This window comes from Rubinisphaera italica (assembly GCF_007859715.1).
GTDB lineage: Bacteria > Planctomycetota > Planctomycetia > Planctomycetales > Planctomycetaceae > Rubinisphaera > Rubinisphaera italica.
On record NZ_SJPG01000001.1, the window covers coordinates 4,935,258 to 4,958,944 of the forward strand.

The 23,687-nt window shown below is 51.9% G+C and carries 37 protein-coding genes; 35 read left to right on the top strand and 2 right to left on the bottom strand.

Features of this window, described 5'->3' with window-relative positions:
• Positions 1-4 precede the first annotated feature (4 nt).
• On the bottom strand, positions 5-529 hold the full coding sequence (locus Pan54_RS18750; RefSeq protein ID WP_165441854.1) for an MJ0042-type zinc finger domain-containing protein: 525 nt from the start codon (positions 527-529) through the stop codon (positions 5-7).
• Between the two features lie 702 nt (positions 530-1,231).
• On the opposite strand from Pan54_RS18750, the gene Pan54_RS18755 reads away from it, so the two are divergent.
• From Pan54_RS18755 to Pan54_RS18845, 20 genes are all read left to right on the top strand, one after another.
• Positions 1,232-2,200: a tyrosine-type recombinase/integrase gene (locus Pan54_RS18755; RefSeq protein WP_165441855.1), complete on the top strand. Its 969-nt coding sequence runs from the start codon at positions 1,232-1,234 to the stop codon at positions 2,198-2,200.
• Between the two features lie 121 nt (positions 2,201-2,321).
• The gene (locus tag Pan54_RS18760) at positions 2,322-2,645 is read left to right on the top strand and encodes a hypothetical protein (RefSeq protein ID WP_146504937.1); all 324 of its coding nucleotides are present in this window, start codon (positions 2,322-2,324) and stop codon (positions 2,643-2,645) included.
• A 45-nt stretch (positions 2,646-2,690) separates the two neighbouring features.
• Positions 2,691-2,954, top strand: coding sequence for a hypothetical protein (locus tag Pan54_RS18765; RefSeq protein ID WP_146504938.1), 264 nt, complete (start codon positions 2,691-2,693; stop codon positions 2,952-2,954).
• Between the two features lie 42 nt (positions 2,955-2,996).
• Positions 2,997-3,407 carry a hypothetical protein gene (locus tag Pan54_RS18770; RefSeq protein ID WP_146504939.1) on the top strand — a complete coding sequence of 137 codons (411 nt, stop codon included), beginning with the start codon at positions 2,997-2,999 and terminating at the stop codon, positions 3,405-3,407.
• A complete protein-coding gene (locus Pan54_RS18775; RefSeq protein ID WP_146504940.1) occupies positions 3,404-3,763 on the top strand; it encodes a hypothetical protein in 360 nt (119 codons plus the stop codon). The genes Pan54_RS18770 and Pan54_RS18775 overlap by 4 nt, the downstream gene beginning before the upstream one ends.
• Before the next feature lie 44 nt (positions 3,764-3,807).
• The gene (locus Pan54_RS18780; RefSeq protein WP_146504941.1) at positions 3,808-4,854 is read left to right on the top strand and encodes a hypothetical protein; all 1,047 of its coding nucleotides are present in this window, start codon (positions 3,808-3,810) and stop codon (positions 4,852-4,854) included.
• A 27-nt stretch (positions 4,855-4,881) separates the two neighbouring features.
• The gene (locus Pan54_RS18785; protein WP_146504942.1) at positions 4,882-5,106 is read left to right on the top strand and encodes a hypothetical protein; all 225 of its coding nucleotides are present in this window, start codon (positions 4,882-4,884) and stop codon (positions 5,104-5,106) included.
• On the top strand, positions 5,103-5,306 hold the full coding sequence (locus Pan54_RS18790; RefSeq protein WP_146504943.1) for a hypothetical protein: 204 nt from the start codon (positions 5,103-5,105) through the stop codon (positions 5,304-5,306). The genes Pan54_RS18785 and Pan54_RS18790 overlap by 4 nt, the downstream gene beginning before the upstream one ends.
• Positions 5,303-5,548: a hypothetical protein gene (locus Pan54_RS18795; protein ID WP_146504944.1), complete on the top strand. Its 246-nt coding sequence runs from the start codon at positions 5,303-5,305 to the stop codon at positions 5,546-5,548. Before Pan54_RS18790 ends, Pan54_RS18795 begins: the two co-directional genes overlap by 4 nt.
• On the top strand, positions 5,538-6,461 hold the full coding sequence (locus Pan54_RS18800) for a DNA adenine methylase (RefSeq protein WP_165441856.1): 924 nt from the start codon (positions 5,538-5,540) through the stop codon (positions 6,459-6,461). The genes Pan54_RS18795 and Pan54_RS18800 overlap by 11 nt, the downstream gene beginning before the upstream one ends.
• A gap of 14 nt (positions 6,462-6,475) precedes the next feature.
• A complete protein-coding gene (locus Pan54_RS26605) occupies positions 6,476-6,610 on the top strand; it encodes a hypothetical protein (protein WP_261343184.1) in 135 nt (44 codons plus the stop codon).
• 12 nt (positions 6,611-6,622) lie between these two features.
• Positions 6,623-7,165: a class I SAM-dependent methyltransferase gene (locus Pan54_RS18805; protein WP_165441857.1), complete on the top strand. Its 543-nt coding sequence runs from the start codon at positions 6,623-6,625 to the stop codon at positions 7,163-7,165.
• A 92-nt stretch (positions 7,166-7,257) separates the two neighbouring features.
• The gene (locus tag Pan54_RS18810; protein WP_165441858.1) at positions 7,258-7,506 is read left to right on the top strand and encodes a hypothetical protein; all 249 of its coding nucleotides are present in this window, start codon (positions 7,258-7,260) and stop codon (positions 7,504-7,506) included.
• The gene (locus tag Pan54_RS18815; protein WP_146504948.1) at positions 7,503-7,850 is read left to right on the top strand and encodes a hypothetical protein; all 348 of its coding nucleotides are present in this window, start codon (positions 7,503-7,505) and stop codon (positions 7,848-7,850) included. Before Pan54_RS18810 ends, Pan54_RS18815 begins: the two co-directional genes overlap by 4 nt.
• A 22-nt stretch (positions 7,851-7,872) precedes the next feature.
• Positions 7,873-8,073, top strand: coding sequence for a hypothetical protein (locus Pan54_RS18820; protein ID WP_146504949.1), 201 nt, complete (start codon positions 7,873-7,875; stop codon positions 8,071-8,073).
• 180 nt (positions 8,074-8,253) lie between these two features.
• Positions 8,254-8,580, top strand: coding sequence for a hypothetical protein (locus Pan54_RS18825; protein ID WP_146504950.1), 327 nt, complete (start codon positions 8,254-8,256; stop codon positions 8,578-8,580).
• 64 nt (positions 8,581-8,644) lie between these two features.
• On the top strand, positions 8,645-9,958 hold the full coding sequence (locus Pan54_RS18830) for a sulfotransferase (protein ID WP_146504951.1): 1,314 nt from the start codon (positions 8,645-8,647) through the stop codon (positions 9,956-9,958).
• A 1-nt stretch (position 9,959) separates the two neighbouring features.
• Positions 9,960-10,820, top strand: coding sequence for a hypothetical protein (locus Pan54_RS18835; RefSeq protein WP_146504952.1), 861 nt, complete (start codon positions 9,960-9,962; stop codon positions 10,818-10,820).
• Positions 10,821-11,005: 185 nt separating this feature from the next.
• Positions 11,006-11,239 carry a BrnT family toxin gene (locus tag Pan54_RS18840; protein ID WP_146504953.1) on the top strand — a complete coding sequence of 78 codons (234 nt, stop codon included), beginning with the start codon at positions 11,006-11,008 and terminating at the stop codon, positions 11,237-11,239.
• 11 nt (positions 11,240-11,250) lie between these two features.
• Positions 11,251-11,619: a helix-turn-helix domain-containing protein gene (locus tag Pan54_RS18845; RefSeq protein ID WP_146504954.1), complete on the top strand. Its 369-nt coding sequence runs from the start codon at positions 11,251-11,253 to the stop codon at positions 11,617-11,619.
• A 6-nt stretch (positions 11,620-11,625) separates the two neighbouring features.
• On the opposite strand, the gene Pan54_RS18850 is transcribed toward Pan54_RS18845, so the two are convergent.
• Positions 11,626-11,907: a hypothetical protein gene (locus Pan54_RS18850; protein WP_146504955.1), complete on the bottom strand. Its 282-nt coding sequence runs from the start codon at positions 11,905-11,907 to the stop codon at positions 11,626-11,628.
• A 230-nt stretch (positions 11,908-12,137) separates the two neighbouring features.
• On the opposite strand from Pan54_RS18850, the gene Pan54_RS18855 reads away from it, so the two are divergent.
• From Pan54_RS18855 to Pan54_RS18925, 15 genes are all read left to right on the top strand, one after another.
• Positions 12,138-12,767 (top strand): host-nuclease inhibitor Gam family protein, encoded by a 630-nt coding sequence (locus Pan54_RS18855; RefSeq protein WP_146504956.1) that lies wholly within the window; start codon positions 12,138-12,140, stop codon positions 12,765-12,767.
• A gap of 39 nt (positions 12,768-12,806) precedes the next feature.
• Complete coding sequence (locus tag Pan54_RS18860) at positions 12,807-13,469, top strand: hypothetical protein (protein WP_146504957.1); 663 nt, start codon at positions 12,807-12,809, stop codon at positions 13,467-13,469.
• Positions 13,466-14,200: a hypothetical protein gene (locus Pan54_RS18865; protein ID WP_146504958.1), complete on the top strand. Its 735-nt coding sequence runs from the start codon at positions 13,466-13,468 to the stop codon at positions 14,198-14,200. Before Pan54_RS18860 ends, Pan54_RS18865 begins: the two co-directional genes overlap by 4 nt.
• Before the next feature lie 158 nt (positions 14,201-14,358).
• Complete coding sequence (locus tag Pan54_RS18870) at positions 14,359-15,033, top strand: hypothetical protein (RefSeq protein ID WP_146504959.1); 675 nt, start codon at positions 14,359-14,361, stop codon at positions 15,031-15,033.
• 83 nt (positions 15,034-15,116) lie between these two features.
• On the top strand, positions 15,117-15,713 hold the full coding sequence (locus Pan54_RS18875; RefSeq protein WP_146504960.1) for a thermonuclease family protein: 597 nt from the start codon (positions 15,117-15,119) through the stop codon (positions 15,711-15,713).
• A complete protein-coding gene (locus Pan54_RS18880) occupies positions 15,706-15,987 on the top strand; it encodes a hypothetical protein (RefSeq protein WP_146504961.1) in 282 nt (93 codons plus the stop codon). Before Pan54_RS18875 ends, Pan54_RS18880 begins: the two co-directional genes overlap by 8 nt.
• A 123-nt stretch (positions 15,988-16,110) precedes the next feature.
• Entirely contained in the window at positions 16,111-18,168 is a 2,058-nt protein-coding gene (locus tag Pan54_RS18885) for a terminase gpA endonuclease subunit (protein WP_146504962.1), read from the top strand.
• Entirely contained in the window at positions 18,168-18,476 is a 309-nt protein-coding gene (locus Pan54_RS18890; protein ID WP_146504963.1) for a hypothetical protein, read from the top strand. Before Pan54_RS18885 ends, Pan54_RS18890 begins: the two co-directional genes overlap by 1 nt.
• 68 nt (positions 18,477-18,544) lie before the next feature.
• Positions 18,545-18,733, top strand: coding sequence for a hypothetical protein (locus tag Pan54_RS18895; protein WP_146504964.1), 189 nt, complete (start codon positions 18,545-18,547; stop codon positions 18,731-18,733).
• Positions 18,734-18,744: 11 nt separating this feature from the next.
• On the top strand, positions 18,745-20,214 hold the full coding sequence (locus tag Pan54_RS18900) for a phage portal protein (protein ID WP_146504965.1): 1,470 nt from the start codon (positions 18,745-18,747) through the stop codon (positions 20,212-20,214).
• Positions 20,192-21,226, top strand: coding sequence for a hypothetical protein (locus Pan54_RS18905; RefSeq protein WP_146504966.1), 1,035 nt, complete (start codon positions 20,192-20,194; stop codon positions 21,224-21,226). Before Pan54_RS18900 ends, Pan54_RS18905 begins: the two co-directional genes overlap by 23 nt.
• A gap of 87 nt (positions 21,227-21,313) precedes the next feature.
• Positions 21,314-22,255, top strand: coding sequence for a major capsid protein (locus tag Pan54_RS18910; protein ID WP_146504967.1), 942 nt, complete (start codon positions 21,314-21,316; stop codon positions 22,253-22,255).
• Between the two features lie 57 nt (positions 22,256-22,312).
• Positions 22,313-22,699, top strand: a complete 387-nt coding sequence (locus Pan54_RS18915; protein ID WP_146504968.1) for a hypothetical protein — start codon at positions 22,313-22,315, stop codon at positions 22,697-22,699.
• Positions 22,696-23,163, top strand: a complete 468-nt coding sequence (locus Pan54_RS18920) for a hypothetical protein (protein WP_146504969.1) — start codon at positions 22,696-22,698, stop codon at positions 23,161-23,163. The genes Pan54_RS18915 and Pan54_RS18920 overlap by 4 nt, the downstream gene beginning before the upstream one ends.
• Positions 23,160-23,657, top strand: a complete 498-nt coding sequence (locus Pan54_RS18925) for a hypothetical protein (protein WP_146504970.1) — start codon at positions 23,160-23,162, stop codon at positions 23,655-23,657. Before Pan54_RS18920 ends, Pan54_RS18925 begins: the two co-directional genes overlap by 4 nt.
• The last annotated feature ends 30 nt before the right edge of the window (positions 23,658-23,687 follow it).

A 23,687-nucleotide genomic window follows, 5' to 3' on the forward strand; every position in this document is an offset into this window, starting at 1 on the left:
CTCCTCAATGAGCTTGGGTGAGCTGCTCAATTCCCTCGGCCGCTCGGCGAGTGTTCCGTTCCAAATGCAGCAGGAGTGTAATCACTTCTTTCACCAGCAGGAACGGCAATGAACCATAAAGAATTGTAGCCCCTGCAACGGCAACTTCGGGTTCAGCGTTAATGAATCCCATGGCAAGTAGTAAAACCCCTGCGAAAAACCCCAGGCTGAACATGGTGATCAATCCCCAGCAGAGAAATTTCAGTCCGGAAAAACTCGGTGTGGGATAACTGCTCAAAGCCATTGTTTTGGGTGATTCAACGGGAATTGGCGGAATGAATTTCTGATCATCCTGAAAATTTCGGGCCCACTTTTCAGAGTCCACTGCAGGTGACTCGCGAGTGATGGCCGGTTCCGGTGGAAAGTCTTCTTTGATCGATTCGACGATAAAAGATTGCTCACATTTCGGACACTTCCCCCGCTTTCCGACATAGTGGGATTCGGCGCTAAATCGGGCTTTGCAATTGGGGCATTCAGCTTTGATCGGCATTCTCATTTCTCCCTGATGGTGGACTTATTTCAGTCCGGTCAACCTACCAAGCTGTTCAGTCAGATTCCATCGTTTGGAAAATTATTTTGAGTGAACGCTTGCAATTTCTGATTCGTGATGTTTATCTTCTGGACGTCGGCATCTGCTGGCCACCCTTTAGAAGGGGTGTGAGTTGACAGAGAAGTACTCACGACTTTGCTACCGATCACATGCTGATCAGTCGGGCCGCGATGCTTCTCAACAATGGTTGAAAAGATTTCGCGGCCAGTCCCGTTTTTCCATCTCTGTCCGGGATGCTTCTAACGACTGGTCATTTTGCATGGGAGCTGCTTTCGGTTTCGATCTGAATTAATTTCTCGCCTGAACTCAGGCTGAGCCACCCCGGTCGATCTTCCGAGCCTCGCCGACGCGTGTTTCACCTACACGCGTCGGCGGGTTGCTCCTGTTGCTGCCTGCATCTCTGCAGGGAAATTCTCTTCTCCATTGATCCGAATATTTATCGCTGCTTTCGCAGGCTGTCCTGCGCGGCGATGTTTTCCAGGTGGCCACCTTGTTGGCCTGTCCTGGAACAGGAGAACTGGTCGATGGAGTCAATAAGCAACCAAGAATTTCACCGCGCCGCTGTCAACAGGGATGCGCACAAGGGATCGTTGGCGACCAGGGATGATTTCGCTCGGCAGTTGGCTCCAACCTGGGAATCACATGATGATCGCACTCAAGCTCTACAATGGGGATCCGGACAATGCCGACCTCACTCTTCGAGATCTTTACGAGACGCATCTGCTCGAAGAACTCGACTCGCCTTCGGTCGGTACGCTTTCCGAATACCAGACCGTGATCAACGATTGGGAACGCCTCATGCAGAATTCTGCGGTTCGGCATCTCTCTCGGAAAACCGTCAAGAATTTTCAACGGCATCTTGCGAACGAATTGATCCGAGGCAATCCACGCTCGCCAGCGACGATCAACAAAAAACTGCGAACACTCGGACCGCTCATCCGGCTGGCCTGGCCCAAGGATTCTCACAATCCAGGCGGGCTCGGGCTTTGCGAGTACTTCAAACTTCCCAAACCTTTGACCGAGGAGAACAAAGTGCCCTTCGTATATTCTGGAAAACAGATGAATGCACTCTACAAAGCTGCTGCAGAAATGGACTGGCCAAGACGATTCCCAGCCACGACCTGGCGAACGATTTTCGTGATGCACTACACGTGCGGGCCACGGACATTCGATCTTTTGTCGCTGAAGTGGAGCAATGTCGATTTCGAATATGGTCGAGGCAGAGGGGCGATTTCGTTCATTGCCGCCAAGACTGGCAAGCGACAACGCATCCCGCTCAAGAATGTTGCGCGTCGGCATCTGCTCAAACTTCGCGAACATTCTCGGACCGATTATCTGTTTCCGGGATTTCAGAAATCCAATCATCGGCACCTGTACGCCAACTGGAAGAAACTGCTGACGCTCGCCGGTCTGCCGACCACATGCCATCTCGAAGATTTTCGCAAGACGTGCAACACGGCTTACGAGGAACGTTTCCCCGGTGTCGGCGAATGGATTCTCGGGCATTCGCTTTCCCGAGTGAATGCAAAGAATTATGTCAATCCAACACGAATGGTCTTACGAGCTATTCGCAAACTGCCGGTCCCAACCGAGTTCAAACAGGGGGCCTGAATCACTGCGTTTTAACTATTAGTTTTTTATGTCTCCTCGCGATGGTCGCGGGGGATCCAATAGGGGCGGACGTCTTCAACAACTGTTGAGGGCGTTCGCCTTTTTTACGAAAGGGTTTTTCATGTCTGCCGTAGAAGTTTCCAAACAAGACCGCACGGAGCGAATTCGTTGTCGTCTCGCTGAGCTCAAAGTGTCCGAGAAAGAATACATACAAGCTATGTGCAGGCGCAAAGATTGCGAGCGTGCAGTGGCGGAAGAAGTTCTCACTGCCGTGATGCTTGAAGAACGGGAACATGATGATGTTGAGAAAATCGACCTCGTCCAATGGGCTCGTAGTAAGCCAGTAGTGGAAGTCTTGTTTTTCAATACGCGTATTGCTGTAAGTCGATTCTGCGATTCGTCTTGCGATTTGAGAATTCAAGAGATCAAAAGTATCACCGGATAAGCCCTCATTCAGGGATGTTTTTTTCGTTTTTGAAAGGTGAATGTCATGTTTTATGAAACTGCTGAAGAAAAAGCTCAGGAAGAAAAAGTTCAGCTCGAATGTGATCATGCGATTCAGAGATTGCAGATGTCTGATCGGGGGCTGGCGACGCTGCAGCTGCTTCGCCAGGGCGTTGACGAGGCCGGTCTGATGTCGCTCGATCACTTCAACCAGGTGGCCGTCATTGACCTGTTGATGCACTTGTTCGGACCGAACTGTGGAACCGCTCTCGACGCACTTCGCGAAGTGACAACTCGTAGCGAGTCCTGATTTCGTTTCGTTTCAATTTCTCAATCTCTGAAAGGATTCCCCATGCCCATACAGGAACGCGACCTCACATTCGAGTCGCTCGAAGCCATGTCGGATGGACGCATTGCAATGCTGCTCAAACGGCATCTGCAGAATGTGGCGGCCGACTGCATGAACCGGCCTCATGATAAGGCCAAACGGAAGGTCGTTTTGGAATTCATTTTCGTGCCCGTTCCCGACGTCGATGACATGACGGTCTGCGATCGCGTGGACATGGAAATTGAATGCAAATCCAAAGTTCCCACGTTTCGCACCAAAGTCATTCAACGTGCTGTTGCAAAGCTGATGAATGCTTCACGAACGGCTAAAGCGGCCAATCATCGGCATAACCATATCACGTACGAATTAGCACTGCTCGGCCTGCTGGAAGCTATTGACGGGTTGAAACCGACCACGAAAGCGAGTCAGTCATGAGAAACAGCCGTCAATACATTTCCTCGACGATGGTTCTGGCCGGGACTGATCCGCGTTTGTCTCGGTCACATGCGGCCGTTCAGACCAGCGTTCCCAAGATTATCTTTATTCCTGAAATGCAGGATCACGATAACCGCAATTTGAAATCGCTGCAGATGACCGGCACGGTGAAAGCCTATCGCTTTCGAAATGGGGATTTCGTCTTGGAATGGCATCCCTTTGAGCAGCTGCTCAAGAGGGGATACGAAACGAGCTCATTTCAGGCTGGCAATCTGATCGAAGCGATCAACGGACTGTTCAGCCGTCGCAACACACAGACGCGGCTGATTGCCGAAGTGGAATTACTCACCCCTTAATACTTTTCCGTTCCGATCCATATCGGAACTTTCAAGGAAGCAGCATGATGCAAAAAGAAATTGACTGGAGTAAGCCAGAACGAAATCACGCAGCACTCATAGATCACGTGCGTCGGATTCGATGCAACGAAACCGAGAGAGAGTTGCTGATTGCCCTGCTGACGATTGCTCATCAGCTCTACTCGGCTCGGTCTGAGTTGGTGAAATTCACGCCGGAAGATGTCGGAGTGACAGCAAAGCGAAAAGAGATTGGACAGCAGATCAATCGCGGTGTTCGCACGGTCCAACGCAGGCTGGCCGAGCTGAATGGGCGTGGTCAGTTTCTGCACTTCGAACATGATCAAAAATGTGAGCATTATTACTACATCAATCTGCAGGCGATATTTGCCGCTGAGATTGATGAGCGTGTCTCACCTGATGACTCACATGAGATGCAGGACATTTCTATGAAGCAGGACATTTCGCTTGAAGTGAGACATGCTCAGCTCCGTGAACAGTTTCTGAAATCGAAAATGTCTCACTTATCGAGCCGTGTCTCACCTGTTGACTCGCCACATAGTAGGACACCGAGTGAGACAGGTGAGCCACGGGGCGAGCCAGGTAGGACACGAGGCGGGACAAGTAGGACATCAAGTGAGCCAAGGCGAGACACGGAAGTGAGCCAGGTGGGACAATGCGCCACTATAAACCAAACCACTAATACTAACTTCTCTAAAGAACTTAAAAAAACTAATAACCAACCATTGGTCGATAGTGTTATGAATGATTTTTCTTTTCCTCCGTTGGAGGATCGCGACTTCCGGGATCCGGTCCGGATGAATGAGGTTTTCAATCATGTCTTGCGAGCAGGAATTCTGCTCGGGAGTTCAATGGATCGATTGAATTTCTTTGCTCTGATGCTTGCCTGTCGAGAGGAAGTGAGCCCCGGTGGAATGCTGACTTACTGGACTCGGATGATTCCAGGGACCAAGCCCGGCAAAAAGGGAGTGACCTGGCTTTCGAGATCAAACTCGACTCATGAGGAAGCCGCTCGTCAACTGATCAAAAGGCTGATGAAAATCAAAGAAGAAGAACGTGCCGGAATTTGTTGAGTTATTTACCAAGCGAAAGGAATGCAGATGGCATACGTTGAAAGATTTAAGGCAATTCTGTTGATCACTCCCAGTAATGAGAAGAACCGGCTCTATCACGAATATGTGAGAGAAACCGAAGGCATATCCCGGCCATCCGTTGCTCTTTGGCCAAACGGTTCCCTCGCTCCAGATCGGATTCAACAGCAACTGCAAATGAATGGTTTTGATTCCCAAGTTATCAAAATCGAACTTTCGGAGGTGGAAGGATGAAAGTGCAAATCGAATCCACCGAGGAAACCGTCAACATCGACGGCGTTGAATGTCGCGTCTGGAATGGTGTCACTGAAAAGGGCGTGGAGATTCTGGTCTTTGTCCATCGCGTGGGATTGCCCTTGTTCGCAGATGACAGCGAGCTCTTTGAGCTCGAAGAAAAAACGCTACCAAAATCAGTTGTGGAGGTGAAATCGTGAAGCGGGATTCTCGCCTGTTATTTCCGGAGATCAAAAAGCCGCGTGCGAAACGTCGCGTATTGATGAAGGTGACCGACGTCGATGGTTCCTGTTGTGAATGGTCAGATCATGATGTGCGATTTGCTTGTCCGAAATGCGGATACGAAACCGAATGGGTTTCGATCTCACGCGACGATCCACAAAGCGTTCTGATCAAGCCCTGTCCAAACTGCAATGAGGAAATCGATTCCAATGGCAAATGAACTGATTGAAAATCCAGTGATGAAGGTCCGGGCGATCACGCCCTGGTTCGGTGGCAAACGAACGCTGGCTCCGAAAATTGTGGAGCTGCTCGGTAAGCATACGCAGTACTTCGAACCGTTCTGTGGTTCGATGGCCGTCCTGCTTGCCAAGGAGAAATCGCAAAAGGAAACCGTCAATGATCTGCACGGCGACTTGAATAATCTGGCTCGCGTCATCGCGGATCCAGATCAGGCACCCAAACTCTATTTGCGATTGATGGCCACGCCAATGGCCGAGGAGCTGCTCGAGCAGGCAAAATATGAACTGGCCGAAATGACGGCCGTTCCTGAATCCGGTGTCACGGCTGCCATGCTCGATCGAGCCTATTGGTATTTCATCGCGTCCTGGATGGGACGCAACGGGACGGCCGGAACTGCCCGCGTTGATTATCAGATTGCTGTTCGATGGACAAAGAACGGCGGCTCACCAACGGTCCGATTTCAGAATGCCGTCGACTCACTGCCCGCCTGGCATCGTCGTTTACTCAATGTGGTGATTCTCCGACGGGATGCCTTTAAGATTCTCGACCGCTTTGAGGATGTTCCACAGACGGCCATTTATTGCGATCCACCCTACATGATCGACACGCGGTCGAAGGGACGCACAAAGAATGGTGGCGGCGGTCATTATCTGCACGAATTCGAACACACATCAGGTCTCTACGATCGTGATGATCATGCTTGCATGGCTGAGATTCTTCGCGGGTACCGCTCTGCTCGAATCGTCGTCTCTTATTACGACTCACCAAAGATCCGCGAACTGTATGAAGGTTGGAACTTTCATTGTCACAAGATGAATAAACAGCTGCACGCTCAGAACGGTCGGGGGGCTCGAAAGAAAGAAGCGCCCGAAGTTTTGATCTGCAATTTTTGAATGAAAGCCAACTCATGAAACGAATTCTCGCTGGTCTGTTTGTCGCGATTGCGACGGTTTATCTCGGGCTGTGGATCTATCAGATTGGTTTTTCTGATGGCGTCAATGAAGGAATGAAAGCACTCGAATTGAACAATCATCAACATTGAAAGGTGGCAAACGTGAATCTTAATGCTCTGGTTGAACGGGCGAAATTTTATCCCGGTTATTGTTTCCCTCGCGAAGTGGAATGGCTCGCAGCGACTGCCGGCCAGCAACGCCAGGACGCGCGGTGGTGTGAGGTCGGAACACTCTTTGGTAAGTCGCTGATTGTGGTCGGACATTCGTTACCACGGCCTGCAACGCTCGTGTCGGTCGATCTGAATTGGGGTCGCCAGGAAGCGGCTGGAATCTCAGCGCATACCGCTTTTCGGGAGTTGTCCAACGGACACGGCCTGCAGCTGCACGCGATTCGCTCAGCGTCCGTACAAGCGGCTGAAACTTTTCCCAATGAATGGTTCGATGTCGTCTATATTGACGCGGCCCACGATTACGAATCGGTGCGCGCCGACATTGATGCCTGGCTGCCGAAGATCCGGACGGGCGGCATGATCTGCGGACACGATTTCAACGATGCGTTGTTCCCAGGGCTGATCAAAGCCGTCGATGAAACGCCCTTGGAAACTACGAATCCAGCGGGCTCGATTTGGATGGCTCATGTCTAAAGCATGGAAGCAAATGGTAAGGAAAACGCGGGATGATCAGTGAGATTTTCCGGACGTGTTTGGTAAAGGGTTTTCTAATTAAGGAGCGAATGATGTGTGAATGCAATGACGATTACAGGCCAACTCCACTCGAAGAGATGGACTATGAAAATGAAACCATCATCGACAAGAAACGCGAGCATCTGCGTCAGAATGGTTGGAAATGGAGTTGCAGCAATCCCTGTTCGTTTTGGATGTGGGAGAAGGAAATCAACGGTCGCCTTTATGTGGTTGGTCAATCAACAGCATTTGATTTTCAGAATCAAGAGGATCAACTGAAGTTGGAGGAGACGCAACCATGAATGAGGCTGATGAACTGGCGGATTGGCTGGAAGTTGCCGGGGCGGCGGCGGTTGGAACAGTAGCTGAAAAGTATCGCAAGATTGTGAACTTACTCAGATCCATAGACGGACGGTCTGTGGTGGAAAGCAGAAAAGGAAGAATGAAATTTATTGAATTCACGCACAGCGAAACGTCCACTGGCGATCTGTTGATCGCGATTGATGAAATCTCTTCGATCTCGGAAACGAATTGCTACTCAGGTGGAACTAAGACGCATATCCGCATGAAGGATGGAAGTCAGTTCGATACGCACTGTTCACTGAAAGAAGTCAAACGACGAATCACTGAAACAACGGCCGTCTAAAACAGAAAGGAATTCGTTGCTGATGGTTTCACCAACTCAACAGGAAATCGATGCGGCGAAAATGCGTCGTGAAATGGCTGATCAGGAACAAGAGATTCTTGACCAGGCTATTCAGCACTGTGGAGTTGGTGCAAAGCGATATGGTCGATGGTGGCTCACTGACAAAATCACGGGTGAGGTTCAGTATTTTTTTGCAGCTGATTATGGGGATGGCAAATTCTGAATGTCACCAAACCCAAAACTGCTGAGCAATTGGCGGCTGCCCGAGAGAAGCGAGTCCTGAAGGAATTGGAAACCGCTCTCAAAGAGCAACGCGAAATGCTATTCCCGGAAGTGAAATCTGAAGAGATTCAGAAAATCAAATCCAAACTTTGAAATGAAGATTAGAAAGGTAAACGACGTTATGAGTCTTTCACATCACAACGAGGAGATGAGCGGCGAAACTAGAAAACTGTTTGAGAGTCAGAAAGGCTCTGCCGAGAGATTATATAAACAGAAAAACAGAACTGCTCAGCGAGCATGGCCAGAAGGTCGTATTGGTGCATCTGATGATGGCGAGTTAGCCTTTGCGATTGGGGCACATCCTGAAAAGGAATTGGTCTGCATCGATTTCGGTAAGCCGGTGACATGGACGGCACTGAGCCCGCAACAGGCCGTTGAGTTAGCTCAATGCCTCATAAAACAGGCGAGAGCAGTATCGTCTGTACCACTGCGAGTGCATCTCCATTAAATCCAGCGATTAACAGATAGATACAAATCCCTCAACTCTCAACCCTAGACACTGGACACTCAAAATGAAACTCTTCGGAATTGGAACCAACAAAACGGGAACGGTCTCGATGAAATATGCATTCGAGGCGGCTGGCCTGCGCGTTCTGCATGACTGGGCTGCAGGGCAAATCATTGTCGATGACCTACAGGCCGGACGGGTTCCGGCCGCATTGGAGAAGTATGACATCTTTGTCGATGGTCCCTACATCGACTGTGCCGATCTGATTCTCGACGCGGTGCCCGATGCAAAACTTTTGTACCAGTGGCGTCCGCTTAACGACTTCATTTGTTCCTCACTGATGCACATCCTTGACAATCGTTTGAATAAACCAAACGGTCATTGGATGAGCCTGGACACTGATCAGCTCGAAAGACATTGGCACCGTACGCAGGTTGTGGCGCAGAAAGCGCTTTCTCTGGCACCGGATCGCGTCGCCGAATATCAGCTCGGAGACAATAGGAGCTGGCGAGCAGCGATGAATAAACTTGGTTACAACCAGGTGGGTGAGTTGCCGAATTATCATCGATCACTTGATCGGATCGCCGGAATCGAAGCTCACTATCTGGACCGCAAACCGATCAGTGATACGCCGGTTGTGTTGGCCGTAAGATCGATGAATCATTGGGAAACCGGGATCAATAATATTCCCAAGAATGTTGACACTCCGGAGATTCGGCAACGCATTGAAGAATGGTGGCCAAAAAATTTCGAAATGCCATTCACGGAATATCGGGCTCGGTTGGCTCAAATTGCTCGAACGAACTGGTCGAAGTGTCCTGGCATCGATTCGCAAATCTGTATTCAGTCCTGGGAAGTGGAGCGGTTCGCCAATGCAATCGTGATTCCCATTGATGACGATGACTGGCTGGTTCCGGAAATCGTTTCGATTGTTCGGCAAAACCTCAGCGAATCAACACACGCGGTGTGCTGGCAAGTTGACCGAGTTGCCACGGTCGGGAATGGGAATTATGCGTCCTGGTTGAATGGTGAGCGGAATCGGTTTGCGACGAATGGTTATGCACTCGCTCCGCGGTACCGGGATTTGTGCCAGGGTCGAGAATATCGCCTCGCGGCGCATTGTCACCTGGCAGCAGCTCGGCCTGATGCGACGGTCGTTGAATTGCCTCAGATTCTCGGGATTGCACCGAGAACATTCGCGGCGGGCTCATTCCTCAATAAAGTCCGCTCCCAGGACGAATTGATATCATTGGCCAGAAAGGCCAAGGCTGATCACGAAATGCATGAAACCGCATTGCGTCTCGGGGCGACTTTTCAGGAGGAATTTTATCTCCTGGCTCATGCTAATCGTGCACTCTTTGAAACGTTGAAAGTCTGAAATGCTTGCTCTGATTACCTGCTACTTCAACCCGTGCGGTTATGAAGCTCCCCTGGCGAATTACTGGCGGTTTCGTCAGGCCGTCGAACCGGCTCCATTGGTCACGGTCGAATTGTCATACAATGAGACGTTCGTGATTCCGGGATCGATGCGCGTGCATGGCGTTCGTGCAAATCAGATTCTGTGGCAGAAAGAACGCTTGCTCAATCTGGCGATTGAACGATTGCCGGAAAAGTACGACCGGGTGGCCTGGCTCGATAATGACATTCTGTTTCTCGATCCGGATTGGTATTGCGTGACCGAGGATGCTTTGGATCGATGGCCGGTGGTGCAGATGTTTTCGAATTGTCATTGGCTCGATCGGTTTAGCCGGATTGAAAAATCTCGACCGGGATCGGCGACCATTGAAAGTTATCTGGGAGCTGGTTCTGACAAATCGCATCCCGGCTTTGCCTGGGCAGCTCGGCGCGAAGACATCGCACGCTGGGGCGGTCTGTTCGATCAGGATGTGACGGGGTCGGGCGATGCCTGGATGACACACGGTTTCTTTCGGGAGTATGACACGCCGATGACTCAACAGGCTTCGCCTGGCTTGCGACGGGCGGCGCTGGCCTGGTGTGAACGCTTTCAGAGATCCGGCGGAACCGTTGGTCATGTTGTCGGCGATCTGCTGCATCTGTATCACGGCTCTTATCAATCGCGTGGGTATTGGGAGCGGTTTTTGATTCAGCGGGATCATAAATTTGATCCGGCAACGGACATCAAAACCGCTCCTAATGGAGCGTGGATGTGGGCGACACCCAAGCCTGGACTGCATACGGCTGTGGCCGCGAACTTTGCCGGACGAAAAGAGGATTCCTAGCTTTCCTCAAGTGGCCTACGATCCGGCTCTAACCTCATCTGAAGGCTGAAAACGGCAAATTCAAATGGCTGAAATGCTCGATTTTCTTCAAATCTCTTTATTATTTGCTTTATTAAGTGTTGTAATTTATTACAACGATTATTAGGATATAACACAACTAGGAACAGACAAGAGGAATTCGGGACATGCCTTATTTTGTATTCATCTGGGACGGCGAAAACGATGCTCATATTGCCGAGCATGGTGTCACTCCCGAGGAAGCTGAATTCGTGGTCATGAATCCCGATGAAACCGAAACCAGTCAGCGATACAACCGCACCTATGCTTACGGATTTTCGCAGACGGACAAGTTCCTCAAAGTTGTTTACGAACAGTTCGATGAACTGACCGTCTATGTGGTTACCGCCTACGAAGTGTAAGGAAACGCAAAATGAAGAAGAAAGTCAAACGAGTCAAAAGTCATCCCAAGTTGACTCCAGCCAAGCAGGCCGAATTGAAGCAAGCAGCAGAATCAGAGCAGTTGCATCGATTTGAACCGGCAGTGAAGGCTCATGATTTACGCATGAAACAAATGGCAATCAACAAACGATTGCTCAAGCAGCTGGCCACTCAGCTGGACAAGGTCAAGAGCGAGCATAAGTTTTCATTGGCCGATCTGTCCGATCGATCCGGAATCGATCGTCCATCCCTGAGTCGATTATTGAACGGCAAGGCTGAGAATCCAACGATTGAAACGCTCTCACGAGTTGCTGAAGCCCTGGGCAAACGCATCTCGATCGAGCTTCTTGAAAAGAAATAATGCGGTTCAATTGCCATCGCATTTCGACTCGATATCGAGTCTCTGTTCAGCCTCAAAGCGCAACCGTTTTTTGGCCTTCAGGATTTTTCTGAAGATTTGCCCGCGATTTTTGCCGAAAGCTTTGGCCAGGTCTTCGGTACTGAAGCCGGCGGATTCGTTTAAGTACAGCAATGCCAGTTCGTTAAGTTCGCGTGGTGAGTCTCGTTTGCAACGAATTAACGACCGTATCCAGTCTCCTGGATCCCGCTCTGTGGCGACAATCCTATCGCCATTTATTGACTGAATCATCTCAGCCTCCCCCCAAAAGCGCAACGGAATTTCTATAAGTAGAGCCGGTGGGAATTGACGATGGACCGTCAATCGGAATCGCTAAGCCATGGATGGCCGTTTGCGATTCCCCTGCTCTGTTATTGATGCTGCGTTCTGCCCCCCAGCGAATTCTAAGCATTGATGCAAAATCTTGATACCTCTCATTCCCGCCGCTTTTTTTACAACACTCTGTCAAAAAAGCGAGACTCATGAGCTGGTATCCAAAACAACGCCTCGCCGCCGAACCCCAGATCGAAACCAGTCAACAACTGGAAATCGCACTGGCGGAAATGGCCGCCATTGAAACCCGCCGCAAAGCTCTCGAAGCCGCTCGCGAGCAGGATATTCAGCTCGTTAAGGATCGCTGTGAGTCGCATTGTGTGATTCCGGTCGAACGCACTCATACCGCTTTCAATGATCGTTTGCAAACGCTCGAAAAAGCCGTCGAAGTTTACGCGAAAGAGAATCGCGAGCAATTGCTGGCCGGTGGCAAAACCAAATCCGTCAAACTGACGCATGCCACGCTCAAATGGTCGACGTCAAAACAGTCCATCGATTTTCTCGAAAACTGGAATGAGAAAAAGGTGATTGAAATCGTCGATTCCAAAAAGAGCTTCCTCGCGCAGCTGCTCAAGTGCATCGAATCGATCAAGTGGTTTCGAGCAACGCTCGCCTGTCTGTTCACGATCAAAGTGACGGTCAGCAAAACCGCGATCGCCAAAGCCCTCGCCGAAAAGAAGATCACTCCCAAGGAGCTCAAAGGCATCGGTCTGGCCGTGATTCCCGCCAAGGAAAAGTTCTCGATTGATCTGACTGAGTATCAGGTCACCAACGGTTAATCCATGGACGGTTAATTCAGCATCTGCAGGGGGGCTATTATGAATCAATCATTTTTCTACGATCAAGATTTCGCCGCTCGCGTTCTTAAAATGCAGAATTACGAGCCTCAGTTCGGCGACATTGCGGCCTGTTGGGGTGATGATCTGCAGTCCAAAATTATCACGCTCGGGACGGCTCGGTTATGGGCACCTGCAGGGCTTCGCCTGGGACCATCGCACGTGGCGATCATGGCCAACGCTCCTGGCAAGACCGAAATGCTGTGGAACGAATCGACCACGAATTGTGTTCGCGAGTGCCTGGTTGCCAAGAAGCACCAGAGCGGCGTGCAGGTGCATGCGATCGCAGGTCGGATGCGTGATTATATCTATCACAATGGTCGCATCGAAATCTTTCGGCTGACCGATCCGACATTGATCACCGAAGAAGACCGGAAGTACTTCGTCCTGAAGATGGCGGATTATCTGGTCGAGCAAGTCCCGTACGACATGTGCGGGGCGATCATTTCCGGTTTGCGGGTCACGTCTCGGTTGCTGCATTGCCTGGGCTGTGATCGCGAGCATCTGTTTTGCTCGGACATGATTGCCGGTTTGCTAATGCGGATCGGCCTGATGGGTCTTTCGGATCCGGATCATTTCACGCCGGCGGGCCTGCTTCGTTACCTCGTCAATCGCGGTCTGTATGAGAGGCACATCAAAATATGAGGCATGCTCTCGTCTCGGCTGTGGCGCTGCTGATGATCCTGGTCACAGCGTCACAGCTTTCAGCTCAAGATTCCCAGACTGCACAGCGACCACCAAACTGTGCGGTCCCGAAATCGTATGTTCCGCCGCAATCGCAACAGCCTCCCGCGCAGGTGATGGTTGTGAATCCCAGTGAATGGCACGGTCTACGGGTCGATGTGTTGCGGCTGGATTCCGAGCTCAGCCATCTGAAAAAAGCCATCGCGTCCGGATCCTTGCAGGGACCTGCAGGGCCTCCCGGTCCCGCGGGAAGTCCTGGACCAGCTGGGCGGGATGGTGTGACGCCGAATCTGATTCCTTATCAACAGAAAATCCGCGAAATTGAATCGCGGCTATTGGCCATTAAACCGCGTACAGGTCAATCGCAGGCGACGCCGGCAACCAGGCAGACATCTGCTCAAAAGCCGTCTCAACACTGGTTGACTGAGATTCTGCAACCGGTTGCCAGAGTGGTGGGGACTGTCTATGCGGGGCCATTGGTGGGAGCGATCGCGGCCGGGGGAATCGGTTGGGTCGGTTGGTTTTTCGGTCGCAAGAAGGGAACAGAAACTTATGTTCCACGGCCGGTACCAGGACGGCCACAAGGGCCATCTTATGGAGAGCAGATTCAGGATGCCTATCGGGGCGTTGTTGTGCAACGGGACGGCTCGACGACGGGTTATCCGGAGGAACCGCAAAAAAAAAGTTGGTAGCCGAATTGGACCTGTATCGGGAAGCGGTTCATCTGGCGGCCCAAGGTGATCAGGGCCTCGGAGTACTCGGGGCCAAAAAGGTTGGAGAGAAGCAACTAGAATACATCGCGAAACGGTTCGCGAACCTCAATTTCGATCGTCAGATTTAGGAGAGCAGATTGAATAATTCATTCACCGGGTTACGAAAGAATGTCGGCAACCGTGCCTGTCGTGCGTTGATCAGTGAATTGATGGCTGTTCGTGAACAGGTCGTTCTACGGGCCGAAATGAACGAAGCCAGCGGCTGGGATGATCCGCTGAATCATTGGTTGGCTGGCGAGCTCGGTCGCGTCCGTGAATCGGCTGCCGTCCTCACAACCGCGAAATCGATGGTTGATCAGGCCACACTGAACGCCAAACGTCGGGCCGAGGCGTCCGACGAAACCAATTCATTGCTGGACCGCTACAACAGCGGGAATCCAATCACGGCCGACGACATACTGATGCCGAATGCCGTCGATACGCCGAATGAATTGCCGTTTGATTTCTCGGGTGCCGATCCCAACATTCCGCAAGTTTACGATCGCAAGAACGCGGCCATGGTGGCGTTCGTGCACGAGCTCGATCGAACGGTCACAGAAATTACCAAGCTGGACTGCCAGGGATCCGGACACACGATCCCAGACACTCAGGCAGCGATTGTGATTGCTTACCTCGATTCGATGTACACGCTGCTGCAGATCAAAGGTGGCCAGCAGAATCGACGTGAGATTGCTCAGGGGACGCGAACCACACAAGCGACGGCAAATGATGTCGTCGGTCCAGAAATCGCGGACGTCGCCGCGAAACCGTAAACCTATTTTTGAAAGTGCCGGCGGTGATCATTCATTGATCGCCGCCGGCCAACGTTTTCATTCTGAATTCACGGAGGATGTCAGTGTCAGATTTTCCCAAAAAGGGTGAAGAGTTTCCCAGGCTCTATGATCCGAAGCAGATTCGGAATGATGATCATTTCGTATCGCATCCGAAACCACTGCTACGGCCACTGTTCCTGGAACAGCTTTTTAGCTGCTGCAAAGTGGCGATCGGATGGATCTTCTGTTTTGTGCTGGCGTTTTTTCTCGCTTTGTGCGTGAGTGCATTCGTCTCCGGTTCGGTGGCCGCTGCTGAACCGCCGCAAACCGGGATGGTTGTCCCGTGTCGGATTGTCGATGTCTACGATGGTGACACGATCACGATCGAACTGACGATTCCTTTCAAGGTCCGTCTGATGGATTGCTGGGCTCCGGAAATACGGGGTGTGGATGACGAGACAAAACAACGCGGATTCGCTGCTCGTGATCACTTGCGAGAGATCACCGCCGGCCGAGCTGCTCGGCTGGAAATCAGACCGCCAAAACGGATTGATAGTGCCGGTGATCTATTCAGTTTCGAACGGATCGTTGGCAGGGTCTGGCTGGATGGTGATGAAGAAGATCTCTCACGCCGCATGGTGCGAGCTGGTCACGCCACCAAGGAGCGGACTGATGAGTGATCATGCAATACCACGGCCGATCGGAGAGCGGGTGGCAGGGATGGAACGATTCATGGAGTCCGAGCTCGGTTATGCCAGTAACTCTGAAGGTCACGTCAATCAAAAAATACGTGACGCTCAGAAGCTGGCCAGCAAGGCTGACAAGCAGTCGGTCTCCAACAATGGGCGGCTGATCAAGATTGAGACGCTGCTCAAAGTGGGATTTGCAGCGGTCACATTGTTGACGCCTGTCGCCATGAAGCTGCTCGATCTGCTGCTCGGCCTGCTCAGCTGAACTGGTCGCTGAGCGACCACCCCCTTAGGTACTACTTTTGATCGCTCCTCCCCCCCTGCCCGTAGGGAACAGCCGGATTAGTACACACACTTTATTTATTTCCAACTCTCTTAAATTTTGCCCATGCCAAAATCGTACGACGATCATCGCGAAGACATGCGACGACGCCAGGCGGAACAATCCGCCGAGGGGCGTGAGATCGGTACGATTCCGAAAATCAAAAACAAGCGTCGGCGAGCTCGCTGCGAGAAGTCGCTCGATAAGTTTTTGATGACTTATTTTCCAAGAGCGTTTCCCAAGAAGTTTTCGAAGGATCATCTGCAGGTTATCAAGTTGATTGAACAGACCGTCGTCGAAGGTGGTCAACAAGCCGTGGCCATGCCACGCGGTTCGGGCAAATCGACGATCTGTATTCGCGCAGTGATGTGGCCACTGCTTTATGGTTTTCATCGGTACGCAATGTTGATCGCTGCCGATGACAGCAAATCATCAAAGCTGCTTCGCTCGATCAAAACCGAGCTCGGGAAAAACCAGCTGCTCTACGAAGATTTTCCGGAAGTCATTCACGCAATTCGGAAGTTGCAGGGAATTGCAAATCGAGCCGTCGGTCAGACTCACAATGGCAAACCAACCGGCATCGACTATCAAAAGAAGATCATCATCTTCCCGACGATCGAAGGGAGCAAAGCTTCCGGTGCCATCTTGGAAACCGGCGGAATCACATCGGCTGTTCGTGGTGGTCAGCTCACACTGGAAACCGGCGAAGTCATTCGACCGACGATTGTCCTGGTCGACGATCCGCAAACCCGCAAGTCGGCGAAGTCAGTTTCGCAATGCCAGGAACGCGAACAGATTCTGTCCGCTGATTTGCTCGGCATGGCGGGGCCCGGAGAATCACTCGCGGCGCTTGTCACTTGCACGGTGGTCTATCAAAACGACCTGGCGGACCGGCTGTTGAATTCCGATGTGCATCCCGACTGGTACGGGATCCGCACAAAGATGCTCGAACAGTTCCCCACGAACATGAAACTGTGGGAGCAGTACTGGGAACTTCGACAAACCGAAATGATTGAAAAGGATCGTACGCATCGCGGCTCGAACCAGTTCTACAAAAAGAACCGCAAAGCGATGGATGCCGGGGCGGTTGTCAGCTGGGAGGAACGCTACAGCAAAAGCGAACAGTCGGCGATTCAACATGCGATGAATCATTTCTTCCGGGACCTGGAAGCCTTCTATTCGGAATACCAGAACGAACCGATCGATCAGCAGGAAGAAAGCGAACCGTATTGGGACTCAAATCAGATCGCTCGCAAAACCAACGGTTTGAAACGAAGCGAAATTCCCGGCGAATCCCAGAAGGTGACGGCCTTCATTGATGTGCAACGTCGTCTGCTCTACTGGATGGTGGTGGCCTGGGGCGATCAGTTGAACGGCTGGATTGTCGATTACGGCACGTATCCGGATCAACGGGCCAAAGCCTTCACCGCCAGCTCAGTCCGCAACACATTGGAGCGGGTCTACAAGGCAAAAATCGAAGTCGCGTTACGAGCCGGATTGATGGACCTGATTGAACCGCTCCTGGCTCGCGAATTCACACGGACCAACGGCACGGCTGCTCGCATTGATCGGCTGGGAATTGATGGCGGATGGGGAGAATCAACACCGATCATCCGCGAAGTGATCAGGGCCTCGGGACAAGGACCGATGCTGATGACCTGTTTTGGTCGCGGGATCCGGGCGAAGGATGCCCCGATGTCTGCCTGGCCGAGAAAGGAAGGCGAATGGCGAGGCCTCGAAACATTGGTCCGCCAGGGCAAAGGACGCGACGGCCGGCATCTGCTGTTCAATACGAACGTCTGGAAGTCGCAGGCCTTGCGTCGCCTCTCGACTGATCACGGTGAAGCCGGTTGCGTTTCGATCTATGGTGGCCGCTCTCAGCGACATGATTTTCTAGCCGAACATTTGACGGCTGAACAGTCGCGGGACATCACCGACGAAAAGACTGGCCGCACAGCGGCGGAATGGTCGATCCGGCCAACCGTCACAGAGAACCACTGGCTCGACACGTTCGTCGGCAATTGTGTGATGGCGAATTCACTGGGGATTTATCCGCCGGGCTTCATGCCGACTCCCACGGCAAAACCGAAAAAAGCCCGCAACAAATCGAAGGTCAATTTCTGATGCCCAAGAAAACCACAAATAAAAAAGCGACCGTTAAAAAAGCGTCCGCGAAACCGTCTTCCAGGAAGCCGGCAGCCGGTAGAAAACCGGGCAGCAAAAACAAGGACTACACAACGTCCGCGACTACTCAAACTCGCTGTGAGAAGTGCGGATCCACGGACCGGTTGCCGTACTCGCGTCAGCAGCTGCTCGACCACCATGGTACCGCTCCGGATGGGCAGCCTTGCACGCACGTGCGTCTACAGTGGACCGGCTGCAAGAGCTGTGGACAGGCTCGCATCGACCGCACTTACGAGAACAACGCCTGACCAGATATTGGTTTTACCAATATCCAATGTTTCCCTGTTCCAGGAAGAAAGTTATTTGGGGACTGATCATGCCAGACTACTCAACCGAAATCGCTCAAATCGAAGAGATCCTCAATTCCGGGGTGACGGAACATTCCAATGATGGGCAGGTCACAAAGTTTGATCACGACAAACTGAGAACCCGTCTCCGCGAACTCAAACGCCTGCAGGCTGGCTCCAATGGCCGTGCACGTGTTTCGACAATTCGACTCAATTAAGCACTGATTCCATGATAGCAACGGCAGAACAACTGGGATGTTTTTCGGGATCGACAGAGCTGCAATATGCAGCGGCCGAGGGAAGTACGCGCCGCCAGGCACCGCCGCTGAATCTTCGCACGGAAGATCATGTTCTCAAAACATCCGCTCGCAAACGTCTGATCTCCAACTCGCGAGATCTTCGCCGCAACTTTGCCCTGGCCGGCTGGGTGATCCGGAAGCATCTCGATTATGTGGCCTCATTCGAATTCCAGATGCAGACTCCCAACAAGAAATTCAACGCCGCTGTTGAGAAGCTGATGAAGCGGTGGAGCAAACCCAACTGCGATGTTTCCGGACGCTTCACGCTTCGCAAAATGTTGCGGCTGCTCGAATCCAAAGCCGTGCTCGATGGCGATGCCGGATTTATGAAAGTTGCTCAATTCCGCAACGGAAAACGCTTCCCGAAACTGCAGGGGATCGAAGGGGACCGGTTGATGAATCCGGACAAACCCAAGGATCCGGACCGTTGGGAAAAAGGGATCAAAGTCGATTCGGCTTATCGGCATCAGGCGTACGGAATCGGACGACGAACCCGCAATGGTCGCCTGGAACTTGAACGGGTTGTCACCGCTTCGCGGATGGTGTGGCACAACGGATACGTCGAGAACTTCGACCAGATTCGCGGCATCAGTCCGCTGGCACCTGGTCTGAATACGATGCGCGACACCTATGAAGGGTTTGATTACGCTCTGGCCCGCATGAAAATCGCGCAACTGTTTGCGTTTAAGATCACGCGCAAAATGGAGCAGCTCGAAGAGGAAGCCGGTGGTTACGGACTCAAAACAGCGACTGATGAGGATGAAGAAACCGGCGAAAGCAAAAAGTATGAAGTCGATTTCGGACGCGGTCCCGCGTTCCTCGACCTCGATCCGGGAGACGATGCCGCGTTCCTGGAATCAGCTCAGCCGAGCGATCAATTCCAGTCATTCACGATGCACGCGATCCAGATGAGCCTCAAAGCACTGGATATTCCGTTCAGTTTTTACTCGGAAGATTTCACCAATTTCTTTGGCAGCCGTGGTGCTTTGATGCACTACGAACGCAGCTGCAGCGATCGCCGGGAAACGCTGCAGGAAATTCTGCGACAAATCACCATCTGGTTATTGCAGATCTGGATCATTGACGGCGATCTCGAATTGCCGAAAGGCTGGACAATCGGCGATCTGGAATTCTATTGGAACTCCGTCGGAATTCCGTGGTGGGATCCCGCCAAAGAAATCAAGGGTGATTTGATGGCCATCAAAGCCGGCCTCGATACGCCGCAAAGAATCTGCAAGGAACGCGGCCGGGGTGATTTCTACGAGAACCTCGAAGAACTCAAGAAAGCCAAGGACGCAGCCGAGGACCTCGGCCTGGAACTTTCGTTCGATGCTCCTGGAGAAGCCAAACCCAAACCAGCCAAGGAAGGCGAGGACGATGCCGACGACGATGAAGAATAGAAGCCAGCAACCTCCCGATGAAGTTCTCTCCGTACCAGCCACCATGTTGATGTCTGGTGACGGGGAAAAGAACATCACGCCGGTTCGGCTGCAGGCACGATCCAAAGAAGTTCTCGACCATTGGTGGTGGGGACCGATGGTGCATGATTTCGCGGGGATGTCGCACAAAAACAAAATCGCGATCGACTATTGCCACGATTCCGAACAGATCATCGGCTATTGCGATCAGTTCGAGCAGACCGATTACGGCTTGGAGCTGGTTGGCGAACTGACCAGTCTGCACGATCAGGATCGCGCTGCCGAAATCGTTGGCAAGTTTGAAGCAGGCGTGCCGTACGAAGCGTCGATCACGTTTCGTTATGACAACGCGGAAGCGGAAATCGAATACGTGCCGTACGGTGCGGAAGTCGAGATTAACGGAGTCACTTTGGAAGGGCCGCTCACGGTCTTTCGAAAATGGAACCTCATTGGCGTCGCGATCTGCCCGCATGGGTACGACAGCAACACAAACGTGGAGCTGAGCCGCGACCAGTATTTTGAATCGCTGAAAGGAGACCACGCGATGCCAGGCACAAAAGCCAAAACCACACCGGAAGTCAAAACCAAGGAAACCGAGCTCGAAAATAATGAGCCGACTCCAAAAGTGAAAACTCCGGAAACCAAAACCGAACTGGAAAAGCCAGCTGACAAAACGTCTGCGGTTGACCAGGTGAAAACCGAACTCAAAAAGTTCACGGAACGGTTCGGTGGATCCGGGGCGGAAATGTACGTTGAAGGCCTCAGCTATGCCGATGCCCTCGACAAACATGCCCGCCAGCTGGAAGCAGAGCTCAGCAAAAAGGATGAAACGATTGCCGAGCTGCAAGGCAAGCTCAAAGCGATCGACACCGGCGAAGCCGAACCGGTTTCCAGTGGCAAAGAAGAACTGAGCGGAGAAAAGAAAAAAGGCCGGGGTGTTTCCGATCAATTGTCGGCCGGCATCCGCATTCAAGGTCGTAAATACGACAGTTGATTACGGCTGTCAAACGCGAATGTGAAAACTTGTGAGCGCGTTCCCACCGGCACACAAAATTTCTAATCATTTTCAAGGATGAATATCATGGCGGACAATCTGAAAACTTTGGCCGATCTTCTGGTTGTGAATACAGCCGGTGCGGCTGACATCGAAGTCTCCGATTTACTCAACGACGCGGCGATCCTTAATCGTCTGGCCGCAACTGAGGCGAGTGATGGAACTCTTCACAAATACACCAAAGAAAACGGTGCTCCAGTAGTCGGATTCCGTGCACCTAACACCGGTCGCGACATCTCCAAATCGACTGATGAACTGGTCACAATCGAGCTGAAGATTCTCAGCGCGAACACTAGATGCGACCAGGCCATCGCCAATTCTTACAAGAAGGGAGGTCCGGAAGCTTATGTCGGGAAAGAAGCCAGACGACACCTAAAACAGGCGTTCTTCATGGCGGAACAACAGTCGATCTATGGCACTGGAAACGATGCTGATGGTTTCACGGGGCTAATCGATAATGACATCGTGAAGTTCAAAGATTCCGATATGGTCGTGGATGCCGGTGGCGACACGGTCAACGGAACCAGTTCCGTCTGGTTCTTCGTGACTAACGATGAAGAGACTGACGTCACCGCGATCGCTGGCCAGGATGGCAAAATTGACATTGGCGAGACTGTCACGATCGAAGGCTACGATGCCGACGGGAAAGGACTGCCGATGTATTACACGCCGATTGAAGGCTGGATGGGGCTGCAGGTTGGTTCGATTCATTCGGTAGGTCGGATTTGCAACATCGACTTCGATCATCCTTTGACCGACGAACTTCTGTCTAAGCTTCTTGAGAAGTTCCCCAAGATGCCCGCCTTCGGTGCATTCAGCCGCACGACCCGAGGACAGTTGCAGCGTTCACGTACGACGTACTCTCCAACGGGCATGCCAGCTCCGCTACCACAGGAATACGAAGGTGTTCCATTGATTGTCGCGGAATCGCTCAAGAATACCGAAGCGGTTACGGCTGCTGCTGCATAATCATTGTTGAAGGGGTGAACAGGACCGGCTTTCGGGCCGGTCCTGTGAGGGGTGGAAATGTCTGTTGAAATCATCGCGGCGCGAGTCTCACGCAGGGCTCACAAAAAGTTGAACGGCTTCGCTGTCCTCTACAAACGAGGAGAGTTGACCTGTTCACCGATCGCCACTGTCGGGAATACGCGCCGCGATCAGCAGTTTCATGACGGACACATTTCAAGAAAACAAATCCGCGATTTTTTGATTGATGCAGCAGAATTGATTATCGACAACATCCCGGTGGAACCGGAACTCGATGATCTGATTGAGGAGACCGTCGGCGACCGGGTGTATGTCTATCGGGTCGTTTCTCCTGGAGGAAACGAGGAGCCGTTTCGGTATTCCGATCGGCATCGCCTCACCTGGCGTTTGCATGTCGAGCTGATTGAAGAGAGGGATGTCGAATGACCGAAATCAATCCGATTGACGATCGTCCGGTTCAGCTGGCCTGTTTGTACGTCGACAAATTGAATCTGGAATTTGCTGGGACATTTTTGGCGAAGTATGAGTTGCTGCCTGAACAGGATCTCAAGGATCTGAAAGATTTGACGGTCCGCGTCATCCCTGGGGAGCTGCTCGCGTCTGAATTGGCCGATCGTGGTGACACCGTCGAAAACGAATGGTTGATTGGAATTTCATTTCAGCAACGCGTCGAACGCAGCGATCCCACGAAGACCAATGCAGTCCTGCAGATCGTGCGTCAGGTGCGTGATTATTTGAATCGGAATCGCATTGTGACGATTGGCGACGATGAATTCCTGCTCACTGATATTGCCTCCGATCCGTATCTCGACCGGCATTTGCTGGCTAAAGGCCAGTGCTATTCGGGTTTGGTTCTCTCATTCAAAGAATGGGAGGACATCGACGAATGATAACGACCGTCCAGGGCTCACTACTCCCCTCTGTGCGCATCGATCAATTCTTTGATCGTCGCGGCCAGATGGCGGGCATCCAGCGCAAGAAGTTCAAATACCTCCGCCGGGCCGGTGGAACAATCCGTTTGATTGCAAAACGGTCGATTCGCAAACGCAAAGCGATTTCTACTCCTGGAACTCCACCAAGTTCACACGAAGGGTCACTTCGCAAATCGATCTTTTACGGTCTGGACAAAATGAACGAATCAGCCGTCATCGGGCCATCGGCGGCCTGGCGACAAGCGGATTCGGGCGGAACTCTCAGAGGGGCCTCACTGCTCGAATTCGGCGGTGTCACCTGGGGACCGGCCATGTGGATCCCTGGGGAAAAGAAAAAAGACAATTGGATCCGGATCCCAGCCGGGCCACGAACCTATCGGCCGCGACCATTCATGGATCCGGCACTCGATGAAGCTGAACCACGTCTGGCGAAGATGTTCGCCGACGCTTAATTCATATTTCCTCAGAAAGGACTCTGAAAC